This window comes from Cohnella thermotolerans DSM 17683 (genome assembly GCF_000429825.1).
Lineage (GTDB): Bacteria > Bacillota > Bacilli > Paenibacillales > Paenibacillaceae > Cohnella > Cohnella thermotolerans.
The window spans coordinates 113645-133689 of record NZ_KE386956.1 but is presented as its reverse complement, the minus strand read 5'-3'; the positions used below and the strand labels follow the sequence as shown (position 1 = coordinate 133689).

The window sequence follows — 20045 nt, the reverse complement described above, 5'->3', positions numbered from 1 at the left end:
AAGGGCTCTCTTCCGGCGTCCGGATCAAACCGGAAACGTACGGACCTTGGCGCCGGGATGGTGATCGGGGAGAAGACGCTTGCCCGGGCCGAACAGCTTCTCCCGGTACGTTCCCTCCGCATACTCGGTTTTGTAAACTCCCCGTCTTTGAAGCTCCGGCACGACCAGATCGACGAAGTCGACCAGGCTTCCCGGCGTGACAAAGTGGGCAAGGTTAAATCCGTCCACGCCGGTGGCTTCGAAATAGCTTTGAATCCCGTCCGCCACCTCTTGCGGGTTGCCGACGATCGCGAATTTGCGGCTCAAGTTGTCGAATTTGCTTAGCACTTCGCGGACCGTCAGCTTGGTGGGAGCGTCCTTGGTCAGCGAAGCGGCCCTTGATTGCCCGTGTTCCGTATGTTTATACTCGAAAATCGCGTCGAGGTCTTTATACTGGGACAGATCGTAGCCGCTGGAGCCGCCGTATTGGGCTTTGGCGGCTTCGCCGCTCCACAAGCGCGAATATTCGGCAAATTTGCGCTCCGCTTCTTCCGTCGTTTCCGCCACGACCACGTTCAGGAACGTGAACGCCTTGATCTCCGCCGGGTCGCGGCCGAAGCGTTCGGCGCGGTTTTTGATATCCTCGATCGAAGCCTTCGTCGCCTCCGGGGTCGGTCCCCCCACGAACAGACATTCCGCGTGCTTGGCCGCAAAATCGCGCCCTCTCGGCGAAGAGCCCGCCTGATAAATGACCGGAGTCCGCTGCGGAGAAGGCTCGCTCAAGTGGGGGCCGGGGACTTTGAAAAACTTGCCTTCATGGTTGATTTCGTGAACTTTGGAAGGATCGGCGAACATATTCCTAGACACGTCGTTCACGATCGCGTCCTTCTCCCAGCTGGCTTCCCAGAGCTTGTAGGCCACTTCCATAAATTCGTCGGCCAACTCGTAACGGTCGTCGTGCTTGATCATCTCTTCCAGACCGAAGTTGCGCGCGGCGCTCGGCAGGTAGGACGTAACGACGTTCCAAGCCAGTCTGCCCTTGGTCAGATGGTCCAGCGTCGACATCCGTCTCGCATGGGCGTACGGGTGTTCATAAGTCGTGCTGACCGTCAGGGCGAAGGACAGATGCTTCGTCGCCTGAGCCATGATCGGAATCGCGAACGCGGGATCGTTCAAGGGGACCTGCACCCCTTCCCGGATGGCCGGATCCCGGCTCCCCTTGTAGACATCGTAGACCCCGATAACGTCCGCGAAGAAGATCGCGTCGAACTTCCCTCTCTCAAGAAGCCGAGCCAGTTCCGTATAATAGTCCAGGTCCTTGTAGCGCCGCGTCCTGACGTTGTCCGGATGCTTCCATAGACCGTGGGAATTCAGCATGGCGCTGGTCATCTCGAAGGCGTTCAATCGAATCTGTTTGGCCAAATCTAGCACCTTCCATTCGTTTTTATTTCACACAATTCCCATTGACAAACTAAGTATCTTGAGTTGAGGCTATGCTATCACCGCAAGATTCCGAGTGTCAAGCCGGGGATGGAAACGAAATATTTTTGAAGAAGCCTATTGACATTTCCAACAACGACGGTTTAAAGTAAGAGCCGATCCTAAATAGCGGTGACTGAACCATCAGAGCTGTGCCCCATACCGCCGTCCTCACGCGAGCTTGCCGCCCGCGCGGGGAGGGAAGAGGCCGTTCCGACCGGTTCGCCAAGCCTCTTCCGTGACCGGCGGAAGAGGCTTTTTGATTGGGCCAAACGTATGCAGACAAAGGGGACATGCCGATCTAAAACCAAGTATTTATATAAACTTTATTTCATTTCTAGCTGCCAGAAATGCCGAAGGAGTGAACAAGGTTGATCCAGTTTCAAGGAGTCAGCAAAATTTTCAACTCCAAAAACAAAGAAATACGCGCGGTCGAAAATGTCACGTTGAACGTCGGCAGAGGCGAAATCTACGGGGTTATCGGGTTCAGCGGCGCGGGCAAGAGCACCCTCCTCCGGCTCGTAAACTTGCTCGAAAGGCCGACCGGCGGCAAGGTGATTGTCAACGATCAGGATGTTACCTCCATTTCGGCCAGAGATCTTCGCAAGCTGCGAAGGCGGATCGGGATGATTTTCCAAACCTTTAACCTGTTTAACTCTCGTACGGTTTACGGCAATGTAGCGTACCCATTGAAGCTCGCCAGAGTTCCGAGAGCGCAGATCCGAGAGCGGGTAACGGAACTGCTGCGGTTTGTCGGCCTGGAGGACAAAGCCGAGCAATATCCCGAACAGCTGTCCGGTGGCCAGAAGCAGCGGGTGGGCATCGCCAGAGCGCTGGCCACCTCCCCGGACATCCTGATCTGCGACGAAGCGACTTCGGCGCTCGACCCCGAGACGACGGGAGAGATTCTGAAGCTGCTGAAGAAGGTCAACGAGGAGTACAACATTACGATCCTCCTCATCACCCACGAGATGCACGTGATTCGGAGCATTTGCGATCGGGTTGCGGTCATGGAAAACGGGGCTGTTATCGAGGAAGGTACCGTATTCGATATTTTCGCCCATCCGAAGCAACAGGCGACCAAAAACTTCATCAGCTCGGTTCAGAACGACAAGCTGTCGCCCAAATTGTTGGACATTCTCAAGCAGCACCATTCCGGGCGGCTCTATCGCATCATCTTCAAAGGCGGAACGACCGGCGAGCCGGTGCTGTCGCAAGCGGCCAAAAAATACGACATCGACTTCAACGTCGTATACGGCAGCATCAACGAACTGCAGGGCCAATTGTTCGGCAGCCTGATCGTGGAATTTACCGGCAGCGATGCCGAAATCGCAAATGTCGTCCGGGAGTTGGAGCGAACGGTCGAGCTTTGGGAGGTCGTCGATCATGAAAGTTGATTGGAGCACGTTCTGGGTTCGGATCGTCGAAGCGACGGGCCAGACACTCACGATGGTGTTTTTCACCTTGATTTTCTCCAGCATTCTGGGCCTTCTCATCGGATTGCTCCTCTTCGTAACCCGAAAGGGGAACATTCTCGAGAACCGCTTCGTCTTCATCGTGCTGAATCTGGCCATCAACATCATTCGGCCGATTCCGTTCATCATTTTCCTGGTCACCATAAGTCCCTTCACCCGGCTTGTCATCGGGACGACGATCGGAACGGCGGCCGCCATCTTCCCGATGACCATCGTCGCCTCGTTCGTCATTGCGCGTGTCGTGGAGAACAATCTCGTCTCGATCGATCCCGGCATCATCGAAGCGGCCAAGGCGATGGGCGCCAATCCGCTGCAAATTATTTTCGGCGTGTTGATTCCCGAAGCGCTCGGCCCGCTCATTCTCGGGCTAACGTTCATGACGGTCGGCCTGATCGACTTCTCGGCCATGGCCGGCACGGTCGGCGGCGGAGGTCTCGGGGACCTGTCGATGACTTACGGCTACCAGCGCTTCGACGGCTCGGTCATGCTGGTCACCATCGTCATTCTGATCGTCCTTGTGCAGATCGCCCAATACATCGGCAATCGCTTGTCGCGCCTGTTTCTGCGCCGCTAGGCAAACCAATTTCAGGATAAAGGAGAGTTGTAAAAATGAAGAAGAAACTGTTGATGGGGTTGACCATGATCGTCGTAATGGGGGTTCTCGCGGCCTGCGGCTCCAAAAACGGAAATTCGAGCGAACCGGCGGCTGCCGGCCCGGCTTCGTCCGCTTCCGCGTCGACGGCTTCGTCGGATTCGCCAAGCCCTTCGCCTTCGGAAGAACCTAAAGAGCCCGTGAAGGTGAAAATCGGCGTTACCGGCTCCGATGGAGAAACGTGGCCTCTGTTGAAGAAAAAAGCCAAGGAGAAAAACATCGATATCGAACTGGTCGAATTCTCCGATTACACGCTTCCCAACCTGGCGCTCGCGAACAAGGAAGTGGACATCAACGCCTTCCAGCATCTTGCTTTCCTTAGCCAATTCAACGTGGAACACAATCTGAATATCGTGCCGATCGGTTCCACGGTCGTCGCTCCGCTCGGACTGTACTCGAAGAAGTACAAGTCCGTCGACGAAATTCCGGACGGGTCCAAAATCGCCATCCCGAATGATCCGGCCAACCAAGGCCGCGGCTTGCTCGTGCTTCAGCAAGCGGGTCTGCTGAAGCTGAAAGACGACGTAGGTCTATACGGAACGCCCGACGACATCGTGGACAATCCGCACAAATTGAACATCGTTCCGGTCGTCGCCCAACAGACGCCGCGCGTGCTTCCGGACGTCGCCGCCTCGATCATCAACGGCGGTATCGCCGGACAAGCGGGCTTAAAGCTGGAAGACGCCATTTTCCACGACGATCCCAAGGCGGAATCGACCCGGCCCTACATTAACGTCTTTGCGGTTCGGGCCGAGGACAAGGACAACGAGACGTACCGGACGATCGCCAAGCTTTATCAAGAACCCGATGTCATCGAGACGGTCAAGAAGGATTCGAACGGCGCCAGCTTCGTTATCGATATTCCGGTCGATCAGCTGCAAGCAACGCTGGATAAGTTGATCGAGCAGATTAAAGCGGAGAAAAAGTAGGAGGCTGCAGCGCTCGCTGGCGCTCAGCGAATCGATCCGTACGATCAGCCGCCCATTCGAAAGGCGCCCCGCGCTTGTGCGCGGGGCGCCTTTTTCTGCGTACGCAACGTTCCGGTTGTTGCCTTTTATTCCGGCAGCTCTACCGAGACTTCCCGCTTTAAGTCGGCGGAGCGGAGAACGCCGTCGATGATCGCCTGCTGGATCAGAATTTGCTCGCCGGGGATCGGCGCGGGACGTCCGTCCCGGACCGCTTCCGCGAAATCGCGCACCTTCTCGTCGAACAGGTTGAGCGAATGGCCGATGAGCGGCACGGGAGTCGACGTATGGCCGCCGAAATCGTCATGGAACATCGTCATCGAACCGATCGATCCGTCCCAGACGCCCGACCAGGGGCCCGAACCGGCCGGCGTCACCTTGAGGCCGGCGTCCGTGCCGAGGAACATCGTCGCTCCGAGCGTGTCCATATGCATCGCCCAGGAGATTTTGAACTGCAGCACCAGCTCGTTCTCGAAGCGAACCATGGCGACGCCGAAATCTTCGACTTCGAATTTGTCCGCTTCCGGATGATAGAGCGGGTTCGTGCCGAAGTGGTTGGACGTGAAAGCCGATACGGACACCGGACGCGGGTAGCCGAGCGTGTTGAGCGCCATGTCGAGCGAGTAGCAGCCGATGTCCGCCATCGCCCCCGCGCCGGCCAGCCGCTTGCTGATGAACGTGCCGCCGGGCATGCCGCGGCGGCGGCCGCCTCCCGTCTCGACGTAGTATACCTTGCCCAGACGTCCCGATTGGACGATGTCCTGAAGCTTCTTCATGTTCGGATCGTAGCGGGGCTGGAAGCCGATGGACAGCATGCTTCCCGACTCCCGCGCGGCCTGCACCATGTCGAGCGCTTCCGCCAGCGTGACCGACATCGGCTTCTCGAGCAGCACTTGCTTGCCCGCGCGAAGCGAATCGACCGCCGTCCGGTGATGCGAGACGTTCGGCGTGCAGATGCTCACGGCGTCGACATTCGACGCGAGCAGCTCCGTATGACTGTCGTAAGCCGCGGCTTCCGTCAGCCCTTGCTGCTCGGCAAATTGGCGCGCTTTGCCGGGAATGACGTCGGCCACCGCGACGATCTCCACGAACGGCAGCTTGCGGTATGCCGACACGTGGGCGCGGGCGATGCCGCCCGTTCCGATAATTCCGATTTTAACCGTTGAACGCATCGTTGTTGTCCTCCTATTGATCAGTAAGGCTATCGCTTGATTTTCGCCTTAAGCTTCGGAACACTCCCGGCCGAGCCGCTCGCGCTCGTCCGCCGCCTAACGCGCTGCATGAAGCCGCCGATAGGCCGAGGGCGTCATGCCGAATTTCTGCTTGAACACCGGGTACAAGTAGTTCGGATTGACGTATCCGTGATCCAGCGCGATCTCTTCGATCGTCCGCTCCGTCTGCAGCAGCTCCATGCCGATTTTTTGCAGCCGCACATGCTCGACCCATTCGCTGAACGTCGTCTTGCCCTCGCTTTGGAAAATGCGCTGCAGCTGCCGGGGACTCACCTGCACCCGTTCGGCCACTTCCTCGAGCGAGATGGGCCGCGCTTCGTTGTCTTCGATAAATTGCGTCGCCAGCCGGAACCGGTGGTCCTTCATGTCCCGCTCCGGGATATGGCCGATCGTCTCCCGGGAAGCGTAGACGCGGGCCGAGCGCAGCAAAATCTGCACGATCGTCTGCTTCATCGTCGTATAGAAGCCTGCGGGCTGTTCCTCCCACGCGCGATAGGCTTCCAGGAAGCACCCCATCGCATGGTAGCGGTCGAACGCCGGAACCGCGGGCATCGCCCGAAGCAGGCGGACGCACGCTTCCGCATCGCTATTTTCCAGCGAATCGCCCCATCCGGCATCCGCCTCCGCCTCCGCTTCCGTCCGGAGCGGCACGATCTCGCAATGAAGGCACAGCTCGTACATCGGATCGGACGGATCGGACCGCTGTTCGTGCACGACGTCCGGGCCGGTCAGGTAGAACAGGCCTTCCTGCAGGCCGTATTCCGTGCCTCCGATCGCGACGGTTCCTTTGCCCTTCGGGATGAAGTGGAACTCGAATTCCGAATGCTTGTGCGGCGCGATCGTCTGCCCCGGAGCGAAGGAGGCCAGGTGGCAGCGGAGCACCCGAATGCCGTAGCGGCCCCATCGGAACTTCAACTCGAGCCTATCCAGCGCGTCCCGCTTCCGCTCCATTCTCGCGAAGGGGAACGGGGCGGCCGGAGCCGCTCCCGTCTTTTTGTCCGCCGGTCCTTCCCGGCCGTTCGCCGAATGCATGCCGATTCCTCCTTCGCTTATCGTTCATCCCGCGGTCATCACGTCTAGCGTCTGCTCCCGCGTTACCCTTCGAGCTCCGCGATCCGGACGGGCCTGCTCTCGGCCACCGAACGGTTCGCCGCCTCCATCAGCTTCGTCAGATCGACGGCCAGCTCCACATTGTCGCTCGCTTCCGTGCCGTTCTTGATATGCTCCACCCACTGGTCGAAGGCGTAAGGCAGCCGATCGCCGATCGGCACTTCTTGCCAATCGTCGCCGAGCCGCTGGCTGCGAACGAGAATTTGCTCCTTCGGGAAGCCGTACAGCAACGTGCCGTCGGTGCCGTGCAGCTCGATGGAGAACGGGGAATGGCTGTTGACGAATCCCGCTTCCGCGATGCCGAGCGCGCCGTTCGGGTAAGCGAACACCGCGGCGGCGTTGTCCTCGACTTCGCGTCCGGTTACGTAGCCGAACCGGGCGCTGACGTCTTCGGGAAGCCCGAGGAACAGCCGCACCAGATAGACGGGATGGCAGCCCAGATCGATCAACGCGCCGCCCCCGCATTGCTTCAGCGAATAGAAATGGCTGGGCAGCCAGCCTGCAGTCGCTCCGTTATGCGACAGCCGGACGCGCACGAGTGTCAGCTTGCCGAGCGTTCCCTCTTCGATCACCTTCAGAATGGCTTGCGTATACGAATCGTAAAGACGGGGAAGCGAGACGGCCAGCTTGACGCCCGCCCGGCGAACCTCCGACGTGATCTCGTTCGCTTCTTTCAACGTAGGGGCCAACACTTTCTCCGTGAAAATGTGCTTGCCCGCCCGCGCCGCCTTGACCATCACGTCCCGGTGCGTATCGGTCGGCGCGTCCACGACGACCGCGTCGATGTCGGACCGCGACAGCAGCTCATCCAGCGAGTCGACGAACGGCACGCCGTATTTCGCCGCCTTTTCCCGCCCCCGCTCCGGCTCCTCGTCCCAGATTGCCGCAATCTCCGTATCCGGATTGTTGAGCACCTGACGGGTATAATCTTCCGCGTGCACATGCCAATAGCTTATCATCCCTATTCGTATCATTGGATCCGCTCCCGACTTCAAAATAACGACACAACCAAAACATAGCACAAATCAAACGCCGGAATGAATAAAAAATGATGCCAATCCATCTATAATATTGCGACATTGATGAAGACGTTTTCTCTTTGCCGAACCGGGTCGCGAAGGCTCTTCCCGGCGGAACGGGATGCGATAAGGAAGTGTTGGATAAATTATATTAATCGCATTGATAGAAATATAAAGATTTTTATTATCGTCGTAATCTGCTATTCTAACCTTACCTGAGAGGGGAACATTTCCATAAAGCGAGGCAGGCGAGGGAAAATGGCAAAAGCAACCGGATTGGAAGGCATTGTGGCGGCCGAGACGGCCATCGGGCATGTGGACGGAGAAAAGGGCAAGCTCGTTTATCGAGGACATTGGGCGAGGGACTTGGCCGTGAGCCGGTCGTTCGAGGAAGCGGCCTATCTGCTGTGGCACGGATCGCTTCCGGACGCTCGGCAGCTGGAGACGTTCAGCCGCAAGCTTGCGGCCGCGCGCACGTTGACGCCGGAATTGCGGCGGCTGCTCGATGCGATTCCGGCGGGGACGCCGCCGATGAACGCAATGGCGGCCGCGGTGGCGGCCATTGCGAAGGACGATCCGGCCTGGCCGCCGACAATCGATCAGGCGATCCGGCTGACCGGCCTGCTGCCGGTCGTCATCGCCTATCGGCACCGCCGGGCGAACGGCCTGCCTTGGCCGGAGGAAGCGGACGAACGGGACCACGTCGCCCATTACCTTCATCTTTTGTTCGGCCGTCCTCCGGAACCGGCCCACGTCCGGGCGATGAGCGCGTACATGATTCTGACGATGGAGCACGGGCTGAACGCGTCGACGTTCGCCGCCCGCGTCGTCGCTTCGACCGAATCGGACTTGTGTTCGGCCGTGGCCGCCGCCATCGGCGCGATGAAAGGGCCGCTGCACGGCGGGGCGCCGTCCGGCGTCATCCGGCTGCTGGAGGACATCGGAAGCAAGGAACGGGCGGAAGAGGTTATGCGGGGTTTGCTGGAACGCGGCGAGCGGCTGATGGGCTTCGGCCACCGCGTATACAAAACGCGCGACCCGAGAGCCGACGCGCTCCGCGAGGTGACAGCCGGGCTGGCCGGAGACGATCCCTGGCTCGATCTGGCGCAGCACGCGGAGCGGACGGCGATTCGGCTGCTGGAGCAATATAAGCCGGGCCGGAAGCTTTACACGAACGTGGAATTTTACGCGGCCGCCGTGCTGCGGGCCGTGCGAATGCCGCCGGAGCTGTTCACGCCCACCTTCTCGGCGGCGCGGATCGTCGGCTGGACCGCCCATGCGCTGGAGCAGTCGGCGAACAACCGAATCTACCGGCCGCAATCGGTCTACTCCGGCCCTTGGCCGGAAGATGGGAACGCGGCCGGAACGAATTGAAGCGCGCCTACCGGCCGGCTGTCCGTTCGTGTTCGGCTATCGAGCTGCCGCGGCGGCCGGCTGCTGGTCCGGCCCGTCCGGCGAGGAGCAGCTTCGGGACTTCGTGCGCAATCTGAAGGATTCCGTAAGCCCATTCTGGCTCTAAACGTTGCAGAAGCTTTACAATCGCATCCCTATAAAGAACGGCAGATTCGGGCGCAACCCGATCTGCCGTTTTTTTGCCTATTGTATTACGTGTATTAAGTGATATAATACACTTGGAACTGAAGAGAATAGAAAGGAAGTTCGATCCCGATGAACAATTCTTCCCTGTACAGTTATGGAATCATCCTGGTTATCGTTCTGCTTATGTTCTGGCTCCGGAGCCGCAGAAGCGCCAAACCGCGTCCGATTCGCCGCAACGGCTTCGGCATGCTCATTCCCGTCGTCGTCTTGCTGATCGTGTTCGGCTTCAGCTTAGCTTCGCTCACCCACATTCCCGATCATCCGTTCCATCTTCCCGCCGTATGGGAAATTTTATGCGCCTGCGCGATCGGCACGATTTTAGGGAGCGTCATGCTTTATTATACGGAGTATGAAAAACGTGCGGACGGCCGCGTCTATTCCAAACCGAACAAAAATTTCCAATACGTTCTTCTCACCATCATCGTCATCCGCATCGGACTGACCCAATATTTGAAAACCCTCGATTACGTCGAGTTCACGTTCCTCGCGATGGTGATGGCCTACGTTTACATTTGCATCTGGCGCATCGGCAGCTTCGTCAAATTCCGCCGGGTTCGCGCGCAATAAACGATCGGCATGCAAAAAAGCTCCCCGAGGGGAGCTTTTTTGCATTTTATGCGGCGGGCGGCGATTAGAAATCGCCCATTCCGCCCATGCCGCCCGGCACGCCGCCTGCAGGCGCTTTTTCCTTCTCCGGCTTTTCGCAGATGACCGCTTCGGTCGTCAGGAACATAGCCGCTACGGAAGCAGCGTTTTGCAGCGCGGTGCGGGTTACTTTCACCGGATCGATGATGCCGGCTTCGAACATGTTGACCCATTCGCCGGTTGCGGCGTTGTAGCCGATGCCGACCGGTTCCTTCTTCAGGCGCTCGACGATGACGGAGCCTTCTTGGCCCGCGTTCGCGGCGATCGTGCGGATCGGCTCTTCCAGCGCGCGAAGGATGATGTTGACGCCCGTCTTCTCGTCGCCTTCGGCTTGAACGGCTGCAACCGCATTGTATACGTTCACCAGCGCCGTGCCGCCGCCGGATACGATGCCTTCTTCAACCGCAGCGCGGGTTGCGTTCAGGGCGTCTTCGATGCGGAGCTTGCGCTCTTTGAGCTCGGTTTCGGTAGCGGCGCCGACTTTGATGACGGCTACGCCGCCGGCCAGCTTCGCCAGACGCTCTTGCAGCTTCTCGCGGTCGAAGTCGGAAGTCGTCTCTTCGATTTGCGCTTTGATTTGGTTGACGCGCGCTTGGATGTCCTTCGGATCTCCGGCGCCGTCGACGATGATCGTGTTTTCCTTGCTGACGCGAACTTGGCGAGCCGTACCGAGTTGTTGCAGCGTCGTCGATTTCAGTTCGAGGCCGAGCTCTTCGGTAATGACCTGGCCGCCCGTGAGCGCCGCGATATCTTGCAGCATCGCTTTGCGGCGATCGCCGAAGCCCGGAGCTTTAACGGCGACGCAAGTGAACGTGCCGCGCAGGCGGTTGACGATCAGCGTAGCTTGCGCTTCGCCTTCGACGTCTTCCGCGATGATCAGCAATTGCTTGCCGGATTGTACGACTTTCTCGAGCACCGGAAGAATCTCTTGGATGTTGGAGATCTTCTTGTCGGTGATCAGGATGTACGGATTTTCAAGCAGAGCTTCCATCTTGTCCGTATCGGTAATCATGTACGGGGAGACGTAGCCGCGGTCGAACTGCATCCCTTCGACGACTTCCAGCTCCGTGTAGAAGCCTTTGGACTCTTCGACGGTGATGACGCCGTCTTTGCCCACTTTGTCCATCGCGTCGGCGATCAGTTGGCCCACTTCTTCGTCGGCTGCGGAGATCGCGGCGACTTGCGCGATGCTGTTGCTGCCTTCGACTTGCTTGGAGATTTTCTTCAGCTCTTCGACAGCGGCGCGAACGGCTTTGTCGATACCTTTGCGAACGACCATCGGGTTAGCGCCGGCGGTTACGTTCTTCAAGCCTTCGCGAATGATCGCTTGCGCCAGAACCGTCGCCGTCGTCGTGCCGTCGCCGGCCACGTCGTTCGTCTTGGTTGCGACTTCTTTAACCAGTTGAGCGCCCGCGTTCTCGAAAGGGTCGTCCAGTTCGATTTCTTTGGCGATCGTTACGCCGTCGTTCGTGATCAGCGGAGATCCGAATTTCTTTTCCAGAACGACGTTGCGGCCTTTCGGGCCGAGCGTCACTTTAACGGCGTTGGCAAGCGCGTCTACACCGCGAAGCATCGCGCGGCGCGCGTCTTCGCTGAATTTGATTTCCTTAGCCATTCTCAATAACCCTCCTCAAAATTTCGTTCGAACCTACGTATAAATCGTTTGCTTCTTATGTCGTTCGCAGAATCGCAGCCGCCGAATCAGCCTACGATCGCGTGGATGTCGCTTTCCTTCATGATCAAGTATTCTTTGCCTTCGTACTTGATCTCGGTTCCGGCGTATTTGGAGAACAGTACGCGGTCGCCAACTTTAACTTCAAGCGCCACGCGCGTGCCGTCTTTGTTCAGCGAGCCGCTGCCCACCGCCACGATCGTTCCCTCTTGCGGCTTTTCCTTGGCCGTATCCGGAAGGACGATTCCGCTTGCGGTTTTTTCTTCCTTGGCACTCGCTTCTACAAGTACGCGATCACCCAAAGGTTTGATCATGAAAATAGCCTCCTTTGTAAATAGGTTGATTAAGTAGTGGATGTAGTTTATTAGCACTCGATAGTGATCAGTGCTAATAACCATCTCTTATGATACTGATTTTGCGATTGGTTTTCAAGCCCTTTTCCGTTAAAAAGGCAGACCCTCGCATCGCTCGGGTCTGCTTCGTACCGGAATGCCTATTTCATTCTGTCCTGCCGCACCGCTCTTCATTCATGTCCGGAAATGACCGGCCATCGCCTTCAGGCGGGAAGCCATCTCGCTCAACCGGTCCGCGGTCAACGCCATCTCTCCGGTGGACGAAAATTGCTGCTGCGTCATCGAGGACACCTGTTCCGTAAACGAGGCGGTCTCTTCCGTCACTCTCGCTATCTCCTGAATCGATTGGTTGACGGACTCGCTTCCCGCCGTCATCTGCTCGATCGCGGCCGCCGCTTCGACGATGTTGCCGCTCAGCTTGCCGACGTCGCTGGCGATGCCGCTAAACGACTCCTCCGCCCGGCGCATGCCCGCCACCGCTCCGAACACCTGCTCCGCGCTCTGCTCGAACATGACGGCGGCGCTTCCGATATCCTTCGACATCGCCTGCAGCGTGTCGCCGATCTGCACGGCGGATTGCTGCGTCTGGTCGGCCAGCTTGCGAATCTCCCCCGCGACGACGGCGAAGCCTCTGCCGTGCTCGCCCGCCCGCGCCGCCTCGATCGCCGCGTTAAGCGCCAGCAGGTGCGTCTGGTTCGACACCTCCGAAATGTAGCCGATAATCTCCAGCACCTGTTCCGATTTATGGTTCAGCCCTCGAACCGTCTCCTGCAGCGAACGGAACGACTGCTCGACCTGAACGATGTCCCCGGTCGCCGCACGGAGCACCGACGAGCCGTCTTCCGCCCGGCTGCGGGTCGAGAGCGCCGCGTCGGATGCGCCCGTCGTCGTAGCCGCCACCTGATTCAAGCCTTCGAGCGTCTCCTGCATGACGGCCGAGATTTGCTGCGACTTGGCCACCTGAGTGACGGCGCCCGCGGCGACCCGCTCCACCGCCTTGGACACTTCGCCGCTCATGCGGGCGTTCTCGTCGGCGCCTTGCTTCAAATGAACAGCAGCAGCCGCCAATTCGGCCGTGCTGTCGCGAAGCTCCTTCATCATTTTCTGCAGGCCGTCCAGCATTCCGTTCGCCGCGTTCGCCAAATCGCCGATCTCGTCCTTGGACGAAACGGCGATCCGGCGGGTCAGATCGCCCCCGGAGGAAGCGATGTTCTTCAGCGCCCCCGTCACGCTGCCGATCGAGCCGATGACGGACCGGTTGAAATACGCCGCTCCGATCCCTCCGACGATGACGATGACGGCGGCGACCGCGATCAACTCGGCCATCAGCGCCGGATGCGACGGCAGATCGATGCCGATCAACGTCAGTGTCAATCCGAGCAGCTGCAAGAAGCATAATAGGATGTAGCCGATCCATATCTTTTGTCCCAATCCGATTCCCGAATTGCGCATTGCCTAAGTCCCCTCCCGATAAAGTCGCCTCTATTATGTAAGCGTTTGCCTTGGGCTATGTTTCCTAGTTTACCACAAAATTCGTCAACGGCCTACATCGAAAAACGGCTAAAGCGTATTGAACGATGCGATTCAGGCCGGTTCGCCATATAAAAAAGCCGGCTCCGCCTCTCTAAAAGACGAAACCGGCTTTGCGCCGAACTTATTCCGTTAAAGCGCCGTATGTATCTTCCTCGTCCTCCATCTCCAGCGCCCGCAGCTTGGCCTGCCGTTTCTTGAACGCGAAAGTGGAGAGAAGCACGCTCAGCTCGTACAGCGCGACGAGCGGGACGGCGACGAGCAGGTCCGACACGACGTCCGGGGGCGTAATGACCGTCCCCACCACAACCATGACGAACCAGGCGATCCGCCGCAGCTTCCGGAGCACGATCGGATTGAGAATGCCGACCCGGGTGAGGAACATCATGACGACCGGCAGCTCGAACAGAAGCGCAAGCGGTACCACAATATTGAACATGAACGAGAAGTATTGTCCCGCTCCGTAAAGCTGCTTGAGCCCCATGTTGCTGGTCACGTTCTCCGTAAACTGATAGGCCATCGGGAACACGATGTAGTATGCGAAGGCCAAACCGGCGATAAACATGACGAAGGCCCCCGGCACATACTTCAGCGTCGCCCTCTGTTCCTTGACGCCGAGCGCGGGACGGACAAACGCCCACAGCTGGTACAAGGCGAACGGAATGGCGACGACGAAAGAGATCACGAAGGCGAACTTCATATAGAGCCCGATAGCGTCCCACGGCGAGAAAGCGCTTAGCTCAATTCGTCCGGCCGGCGTCTTCTCCACCAGATAATCGAACAGCGGGCCGGCTCCGAACAAGCCGCCGACGACGCCGAGAACGAAGACGATCAGCACGTAGATCAGTCTCTTCCGCAGCTCGCCGATATGATCCAGCAGGGGCATCCATCCTTCCGGAGCACGGGACCCTGCGGAACGCGAACGATCAGCCATGCCCGACCTCTATTCCGGAAGGCGACGTTCCGCTTTGGGTTGCTCCGTCTCCTGCGAAGACACGTCCACTCGGCGGGGAGCCGCCTCTTGCGGCTCTTCCAAGATGCCGTTCGCGCCTTTCTTGAATTCGCGCAACGTGCGGCCGAACGCTCTGCCCAACTCGGGAAGCTTGTTCGGTCCGAACAGAAGAAGGGCGACAATCACGAGCAAAATAAAACCTGTAGCGCCGATGCCAGACATCGTAACGCCTCCTGTTCAAATGTGTGGTAGCTGAAAATGAATCAGCGGTGCAAACCGCCGTACCCCATACGGACAATATCCTCTCGCACAATCGTCTCTCCTGCAAGCACCCGGGGAAGCAGCACGTCGAAGGACGTATAAGGATCGTGCATGACGCAGCCCGGCAATCCGAAGATCGGAACCCCTCGCAAGTAACCGAAAAGCAGCATCGAGCCCGGCAGCATCGGCGTGCCGTAGCTGACGATCTCGGTCCCCGCGTCGGCTATGGCGCCCGGCGTTCGGTCGTCCGGATCGACGGACATCCCGCCGGTCACAAGTATCATATCATACCCTTCATTTAGAAGGTATAAAATTTCGTTGACAATTGTTTGTCGGTCGTCCGGGGCGAAGCGCTGCTCCGCGACCTCGGATCCGAGCTCCTCCAGCTTCTTCGCCACCGCCGGCCCGAAGCGGTCGACGATCCGCCCCGAATACACTTCGCTGCCGGTCGTCAGCAGCCCCGCCCGCATCTTGCGGAACGGCTTGACCGCGATCGGCCAGGCGCCTTCCCGCTCGCGATAATCCGCGGCGATCCGCTCGACTTCGGCCACCTTCGCTTCCGGCACGATAAGCGGAATGGCCCGCGTGGCGGCGACCGCTTCTCCCGGATGTACGACCCGGCCGCCGGTTACCGTCGCGAGCGCGATCTCGCCCAGCCCGTTGATCCGGTCGACAATCTCCTTGGAGATCGAAGCGAGCCCTGTGATCGTCGATTTGAGCGTCACTTTGCCTTCGTGCGGCTCCGTTCGGCTCGTATGGTCGCCGCCCAGCGCGACCGCCATCCGCAGCGCGGCGTCGTCTTCATGCAGGTCGCCGGCCGCGAGCTCCAGGACGAACAAATGCTCCTTGCCGATATCCTTCAGCTTGGGGATGTCTTCCTCCGTCACCCGGTGCCCTTTGCGAAACAGCCGGCCCTTGAACGACCCGGGCAAAATTTGCGTCAGATCGTGCGCGAGCGCCATGCCTACCGCATCTTCAACCTTGACCTCGCGCAGCACCGACTCGCCGATCCGCTTCACGGCCGAGCCGGATGGCTTCGGATTGGAACGATTCATTCGTCAATCTCCCTCCCCAGTCCTTTCACTTGAAGCAGCGCTGCGGGCAGCACGTCTATAATCGCCATCAACAGCTCGTGCACGCCCTTCGGATCTCCCGGCAGATTGACGATCAGCGTTCTTCCGCGAATGGCGCAGACGCCGCGGAACAGCATCGCCCGTCTCGTCCGAACCATAGCCGCCGCCCGCATTGCCTCGGCCATGCCGGGAACGATCCGCTCGGCCACCTTCAACGTCGCCTCCGGCGTCACGTCGCGCAGTCCGAGCCCCGCGCCCCCGGTGGTCAGAATCAGGTCCGCCTGGAAATAGTCCGCCATCTCGATCAGCGCGGCCCGGATCTCGTCCTGCTCGTCCGGAATGACTCGGTAATCGACGATCTCTCCGCCTAGCTCTTCCTCGACGAGCTCCCGGATGACCTGGGCGCTCGTATCTTCTCGTTCCCCCCGCGATCCTTTGTCGCTTGCCGACAACAAGGCTACTTTCCAATGCATGCCCGTTCCCCTCCGCTCCCCTTATTTGCCGAATGCAGCGGATTCGCTGCGTTAGCGTCGGTCCGTTCGCGCGGCGGCACCCGAACCCGGATTCGCCTGGCTTCCCGGTCTCTCCCCGGGCGCCGGGAGACGAACGTCAGCGGCCTTCGGCGCCGGCTTCGGCGACGTAGTCTCCGCTCTTCCCTCCGGTCTTGACGAGCAGCCGGGTCGGGCCGATCTCCATGTCCTTCTGCAACGCCTTGCACATATCGTAAACGGTCAAGGCGACCGCGGATGCGGCGGTCAGAGCTTCCATCTCGACGCCCGTCTTGCCGGTCGTCTTCACTTCCGCCGTAATGAACAGCGTATCTTCGCCGTTGTCGGCGAACTCGATGTTCACGCCCGTCAACGGCAGCGGATGGCACATCGGGATCCAGTCCGACGTCCGCTTGGCCGCCTGAATGCCCGCCACCTGCGCCACCGCCAGCACGTCGCCCTTCGCGACGGACCGGTCGAGAATGCGCCGCAACGTATCCGGACGCATCTTCACGCGGGTCTCCGCGAGCGCCGTGCGCGCCGTCACCGCCTTGTCCGAGACGTCCACCATGCGGGCTCGCCCCTGCTCGTTAAAATGCGTCAACCGCTCCGGATGAGCTTCCGCTTCCATCCGATCCCCTCCTGTCAGAACCACAAGATGCCATCTTCCGTTGCCAAGCCGCCGAGCGGCAAGTCGTGCGGCTCCTTCGGCAGAAGCTTCCCGACCTTCTGCAAGCCGAACGCGAAGCCGAGCCACAGCGCGGCGTTCGCTCCGGCCTCCTCTCGCTCGGCATAGAGACGGTCGTAATAGCCGCCGCCGTAGCCGAGCCTTCCGCCCCGGGAATCGAACGCGAGGCCCGGGACCAGCACGACGTCGATCGGCCCGTCCATCGGATACGGAGCCGTTCGCCCGGGATTCGGCTCCGGCACGCCCCATCGGCCGGGCGCCCAATCCGCCGGCGACGCGACGGTCCGCAGTTCCATGCCTTCTCCGTCCTCGCGGACGCGCGGAGCGATCACCAGGTGTCCGCGCCCGCGGCACCATTCACGGACGCCGGACGGATCGGCCTCCGACCGGAAAGCGCCGTACGCGCAGACGACGAGCGGCCTTCCGGCCTTGCTCTCCAGCGGGAGAAGCGCCTCCCTCGCGACGGCTTCGCACAGAAGCGCGGACTTCTTCGCGCGCTCGGCCGGCGTCAGCCCGTCCCGAAGGGCCGCGAAGCTGCGGCGAAGCTCCCGCTTCAGGCTCTCGACGTTCGGCCGATTCATCCGCAGTTCCCCCGTCCTATGCGTTAAAGTTAGTTCCAGTGTATCATTTTTTCCCCATATTCGCCAAGAATGCCGACACGCCGCTTCCCGCCGAGGTTTGGACGAGTACGTCGTTTTGCGATACACTTGAAAAAGACTCTATATACAATGAAGAAATTAGACGAAGTCGGAGGGATTCCTCTTGCTTTTGCAGGCATCAGGCATAACGAAACATTACGGCGCGACGCCCGTGCTCGAAGGCGTCTCGATTCAAATTAACGAGCGCGACCGCATCGGGCTCGTCGGCGTGAACGGGGCGGGCAAGTCGACCTTTCTGCGCATATTGGCCGGCGAGCTGGAAGCGGACCAAGGCTCCGTCTCGAAGCCGCGCGAGCTTAGAATAGGCTATTTGGCTCAGAATAGCGGTTTCGACGGCGATCTGACGCTGCGCGAGGTTATGATGAACGCTTTCGGACCTTTGCTGGAGATGGAAAAAGACCTCCGGCGGCTGGAAGAGAGAATGGCCGATCCGAACGAGCAGCGCGACGCTTCGCGTTACGAGACGCTGCTCAGTCAGTATGCGGATTTGAACGACCGGTTCCGCGAGGCGGGCGGCTTCGAGATGAACAACCGCATCCGCAGCGTGCTGCACGGCATGGGCTTCGGCGATTTTCCGCCGGACACGGCCGTCTCCAGCCTGAGCGGCGGGCAGCGGACGAGGCTGGCGCTCGCCCGTCTTCTCGTCGTCCAGCCCGAGCTGCTGCTGCTCGACGAGCCGACCAACCATCTGGACATCGCCACCTTGACCTGGCTGGAGCAATATTTGAAGACGTATGCCGGAGCCATGGTCATCGTCTCCCACGACCGCTATTTCCTCGACGCCACGGTCACCTCAATCGTCGAGATCGAGCGTCATGCCGCCACGCGGTACACGGGCAACTACTCCCGCTTCATGGATTTGAAAGCGGCGGACTTCGCCCAGCGCGTGAAGCTGTACGAACAGCAGCGCAAAGAAATTATGCGCATGGAAGACTTCATCCAGCGCAACCTGGCTCGGGCCACGACGACTCGGCGGGCCCAAAGCCGGCGCAACGCGCTGGAGCGCATCGAGCGGCTGGAGAAGCCAAGCACGCAGAAGCAGGCCAGCTTCTCGTTCACGACCGAGCGCAAGACGGGCAAGGATGTGCTGCAGGTGGCCGACGCTTCGGCCGCGCCTTCGGCGGAGCTGGCACCGCTGTTCCGCGGCGTGTCGTTCGAGGTCAAACGGGGCGAGCGCATCGCCATTCTCGGCCCGAACGGCGTCGGCAAGACGACGCTGCTGCGGGCGCTGGTCGGATCGCTGGAGCTGCGGGACGGCACGATCCGTTGGGGAACCGGCGTCATGCTCGGGTATTACGACCAGGAGCAGCGCGGGTTGAACAAGGCGAACACGGTGCTCGAGGAAGTATGGAGCGAATTCCCGATGCTGCCGGAAGCGGAGATCCGCACGGTGCTCGGCAATTTCCTGTTCAGCGGGGACGACGTGAAGAAGACGGTCGGCAGCTTGAGCGGCGGCGAGAAGGCGCGCGTCGCGCTGTCCAAGCTGATGCTCCGGAAGGCGAACGTGCTCGTGCTGGACGAACCGACAAACCATTTGGATCTGTGGAGCCGGGAAGTGCTCGAGGCGGCGCTGGAGGAATACGAAGGCACGCTCATCTTCGTCTCCCACGACCGCTACTTTCTGAACCGGCTCGCCGACCGGATCGTCGAGATCCATCCCGACGGCGCGCGACATTTCCTGGGCAATTATGACGATATGTTGGAGAAAAAAGAAGAAATGGCCGCGTGGGCGTCGGATCGCGCGACTGTCTCGCAGAAGGAGACGCCGCCGGCGCAGGACTACGAGGCGGAGAAGCAAGCCAAGCGGGAGGAACGGGCCCGCCAGCGCAAGAAGGAGCAGGCCGAGGCCGACATCGCGCGCCTCGAGGAGGAGATTGCCGCGCTGGAGATGGAGATGGCGGCGGAGGAAGTGTATACCAATTATGTGCTGCTGCGCGAAAAGCAGGCCGAAGTCGACAAGCGCAAAGCGGCGCTGGACGAAGCTTACGCGCTGTGGGAATCGCTGGTCGAGTGAACGAGGTGACGGCGTTCTCGGTGGCATACAGGCTTCGGTTTCATCGGGCGCTGCGGGCGATCCGGTTCATTCTTAGTTTATCCACAGCTTGCGCATAGCGAATCTGCCGGAGAAGAGAGCTCTTCTTCGGAGGAAAGTCGCTCTACGCAAGCTTTTTTATTTTCGGAATGTAAACGATCTGACTTTTTCTCCGTTTTATC

Annotated in this window: 19 protein-coding genes; 6 read left to right on the top strand and 13 right to left on the bottom strand. The window is 59.8% G+C overall.

Annotation, left to right across the window (positions count from 1 at the left end):
• Positions 1-24: 24 nt before the first annotated feature.
• A complete protein-coding gene (locus G485_RS0119430) occupies positions 25-1401 on the bottom strand; it encodes an LLM class flavin-dependent oxidoreductase (RefSeq protein WP_027093898.1) in 1377 nt (458 codons plus the stop codon).
• A gap of 428 nt (positions 1402-1829) precedes the next feature.
• Between G485_RS0119430 and G485_RS0119425 the strand changes: the two genes are divergently transcribed.
• Genes G485_RS0119425 through G485_RS0119415 form a run of 3 tightly spaced genes read left to right on the top strand, consistent with a single transcriptional unit; the run spans position 1830 to position 4514 of the window.
• On the top strand, positions 1830-2855 hold the full coding sequence (locus tag G485_RS0119425; protein ID WP_027093897.1) for a methionine ABC transporter ATP-binding protein: 1026 nt from the start codon (positions 1830-1832) through the stop codon (positions 2853-2855).
• A complete protein-coding gene (locus G485_RS0119420) occupies positions 2845-3507 on the top strand; it encodes a methionine ABC transporter permease (RefSeq protein WP_027093896.1) in 663 nt (220 codons plus the stop codon). Before G485_RS0119425 ends, G485_RS0119420 begins: the two co-directional genes overlap by 11 nt.
• Positions 3508-3542: 35 nt before the next feature.
• The gene (locus G485_RS0119415) at positions 3543-4514 is read left to right on the top strand and encodes a MetQ/NlpA family ABC transporter substrate-binding protein (RefSeq protein ID WP_027093895.1); all 972 of its coding nucleotides are present in this window, start codon (positions 3543-3545) and stop codon (positions 4512-4514) included.
• Positions 4515-4639: 125 nt separating this feature from the next.
• Here the strand turns inward: G485_RS0119415 and G485_RS0119410 are convergent, their stop codons facing one another.
• From G485_RS0119410 to G485_RS0119400, 3 genes are all read right to left on the bottom strand, one after another.
• Entirely contained in the window at positions 4640-5722 is a 1083-nt protein-coding gene (locus tag G485_RS0119410) for a Gfo/Idh/MocA family protein (protein WP_027093894.1), read from the bottom strand.
• Positions 5723-5818: 96 nt separating this feature from the next.
• Positions 5819-6814: an AraC family transcriptional regulator gene (locus G485_RS0119405; protein WP_027093893.1), complete on the bottom strand. Its 996-nt coding sequence runs from the start codon at positions 6812-6814 to the stop codon at positions 5819-5821.
• Between the two features lie 62 nt (positions 6815-6876).
• Complete coding sequence (locus tag G485_RS0119400) at positions 6877-7866, bottom strand: Gfo/Idh/MocA family protein (protein WP_027093892.1); 990 nt, start codon at positions 7864-7866, stop codon at positions 6877-6879.
• Between the two features lie 303 nt (positions 7867-8169).
• On the opposite strand from G485_RS0119400, the gene G485_RS0119395 reads away from it, so the two are divergent.
• Entirely contained in the window at positions 8170-9285 is a 1116-nt protein-coding gene (locus G485_RS0119395; protein ID WP_027093891.1) for a citrate synthase/methylcitrate synthase, read from the top strand.
• Positions 9286-9579: 294 nt separating this feature from the next.
• A complete protein-coding gene (locus tag G485_RS0119385) occupies positions 9580-10077 on the top strand; it encodes a CcdC protein domain-containing protein (protein ID WP_027093890.1) in 498 nt (165 codons plus the stop codon).
• Between the two features lie 64 nt (positions 10078-10141).
• Here G485_RS0119385 and groL read toward each other — a convergent pair whose 3' ends face one another.
• From groL to G485_RS0119340, 9 genes are all read right to left on the bottom strand, one after another.
• On the bottom strand, positions 10142-11770 hold the full coding sequence (groL, locus tag G485_RS0119380; protein WP_027093889.1) for a chaperonin GroEL: 1629 nt from the start codon (positions 11768-11770) through the stop codon (positions 10142-10144).
• Positions 11771-11856: 86 nt separating this feature from the next.
• Positions 11857-12141 carry a co-chaperone GroES gene (gene groES / locus G485_RS0119375; RefSeq protein ID WP_027093888.1) on the bottom strand — a complete coding sequence of 95 codons (285 nt, stop codon included), beginning with the start codon at positions 12139-12141 and terminating at the stop codon, positions 11857-11859.
• Positions 12142-12354: 213 nt separating this feature from the next.
• Positions 12355-13632 (bottom strand): methyl-accepting chemotaxis protein, encoded by a 1278-nt coding sequence (locus tag G485_RS0119370; RefSeq protein WP_027093887.1) that lies wholly within the window; start codon positions 13630-13632, stop codon positions 12355-12357.
• A 202-nt stretch (positions 13633-13834) separates the two neighbouring features.
• Positions 13835-14596: a twin-arginine translocase subunit TatC gene (gene tatC, locus G485_RS0119365; RefSeq protein WP_035157292.1), complete on the bottom strand. Its 762-nt coding sequence runs from the start codon at positions 14594-14596 to the stop codon at positions 13835-13837.
• A 57-nt stretch (positions 14597-14653) separates the two neighbouring features.
• Entirely contained in the window at positions 14654-14884 is a 231-nt protein-coding gene (gene tatA / locus G485_RS0119360; protein WP_027093885.1) for a twin-arginine translocase TatA/TatE family subunit, read from the bottom strand.
• 41 nt (positions 14885-14925) lie between these two features.
• Positions 14926-15978: a molybdopterin-binding protein gene (locus G485_RS0119355; protein ID WP_051318422.1), complete on the bottom strand. Its 1053-nt coding sequence runs from the start codon at positions 15976-15978 to the stop codon at positions 14926-14928.
• Entirely contained in the window at positions 15975-16469 is a 495-nt protein-coding gene (locus tag G485_RS0119350) for a MogA/MoaB family molybdenum cofactor biosynthesis protein (protein WP_027093883.1), read from the bottom strand. Before G485_RS0119350 ends, G485_RS0119355 begins: the two co-directional genes overlap by 4 nt.
• A 136-nt stretch (positions 16470-16605) precedes the next feature.
• Positions 16606-17115: a cyclic pyranopterin monophosphate synthase MoaC gene (gene moaC / locus G485_RS0119345; protein ID WP_027093882.1), complete on the bottom strand. Its 510-nt coding sequence runs from the start codon at positions 17113-17115 to the stop codon at positions 16606-16608.
• A gap of 14 nt (positions 17116-17129) precedes the next feature.
• Positions 17130-17753, bottom strand: coding sequence for a 5-formyltetrahydrofolate cyclo-ligase (locus tag G485_RS0119340; protein WP_035157289.1), 624 nt, complete (start codon positions 17751-17753; stop codon positions 17130-17132).
• A gap of 181 nt (positions 17754-17934) precedes the next feature.
• On the opposite strand from G485_RS0119340, the gene abc-f reads away from it, so the two are divergent.
• Positions 17935-19845: a ribosomal protection-like ABC-F family protein gene (gene abc-f / locus G485_RS0119335; RefSeq protein ID WP_027093880.1), complete on the top strand. Its 1911-nt coding sequence runs from the start codon at positions 17935-17937 to the stop codon at positions 19843-19845.
• Positions 19846-20045 lie beyond the last annotated feature (200 nt).

Excerpts from the sequence above, each read along its gene's own strand:
- G485_RS0119410 (WP_027093894.1), bottom strand. The coding sequence starts at position 5,722 with ATGCGTTCAACGGTTAAAATCGGAATTATCGGAACGGGCGGCATCGCC.
- groL (WP_027093889.1), bottom strand. The coding sequence starts at position 11,770 with ATGGCTAAGGAAATCAAATTCAGCGAAGACGCGCGCCGCGCGATGCTT.
- G485_RS0119400 (WP_027093892.1), bottom strand. The coding sequence starts at position 7,866 with ATGATACGAATAGGGATGATAAGCTATTGGCATGTGCACGCGGAAGAT.
- G485_RS0119395 (WP_027093891.1), top strand. The coding sequence starts at position 8,170 with ATGGCAAAAGCAACCGGATTGGAAGGCATTGTGGCGGCCGAGACGGCC.
- G485_RS0119340 (WP_035157289.1), bottom strand. The coding sequence starts at position 17,753 with ATGAATCGGCCGAACGTCGAGAGCCTGAAGCGGGAGCTTCGCCGCAGC.
- G485_RS0119415 (WP_027093895.1), top strand. The coding sequence starts at position 3,543 with ATGAAGAAGAAACTGTTGATGGGGTTGACCATGATCGTCGTAATGGGG.
- moaC (WP_027093882.1), bottom strand. The coding sequence starts at position 17,115 with ATGGAAGCGGAAGCTCATCCGGAGCGGTTGACGCATTTTAACGAGCAG.
- groES (WP_027093888.1), bottom strand. The coding sequence starts at position 12,141 with ATGATCAAACCTTTGGGTGATCGCGTACTTGTAGAAGCGAGTGCCAAG.
- G485_RS0119420 (WP_027093896.1), top strand. The coding sequence starts at position 2,845 with ATGAAAGTTGATTGGAGCACGTTCTGGGTTCGGATCGTCGAAGCGACG.
- tatC (WP_035157292.1), bottom strand. The coding sequence starts at position 14,596 with ATGCCCCTGCTGGATCATATCGGCGAGCTGCGGAAGAGACTGATCTAC.
- tatA (WP_027093885.1), bottom strand. The coding sequence starts at position 14,884 with ATGTCTGGCATCGGCGCTACAGGTTTTATTTTGCTCGTGATTGTCGCC.
- G485_RS0119405 (WP_027093893.1), bottom strand. The coding sequence starts at position 6,814 with ATGCATTCGGCGAACGGCCGGGAAGGACCGGCGGACAAAAAGACGGGA.
- G485_RS0119355 (WP_051318422.1), bottom strand. The coding sequence starts at position 15,978 with ATGAATCGTTCCAATCCGAAGCCATCCGGCTCGGCCGTGAAGCGGATC.
- G485_RS0119350 (WP_027093883.1), bottom strand. The coding sequence starts at position 16,469 with ATGCATTGGAAAGTAGCCTTGTTGTCGGCAAGCGACAAAGGATCGCGG.
- G485_RS0119370 (WP_027093887.1), bottom strand. The coding sequence starts at position 13,632 with ATGCGCAATTCGGGAATCGGATTGGGACAAAAGATATGGATCGGCTAC.
- G485_RS0119385 (WP_027093890.1), top strand. The coding sequence starts at position 9,580 with ATGAACAATTCTTCCCTGTACAGTTATGGAATCATCCTGGTTATCGTT.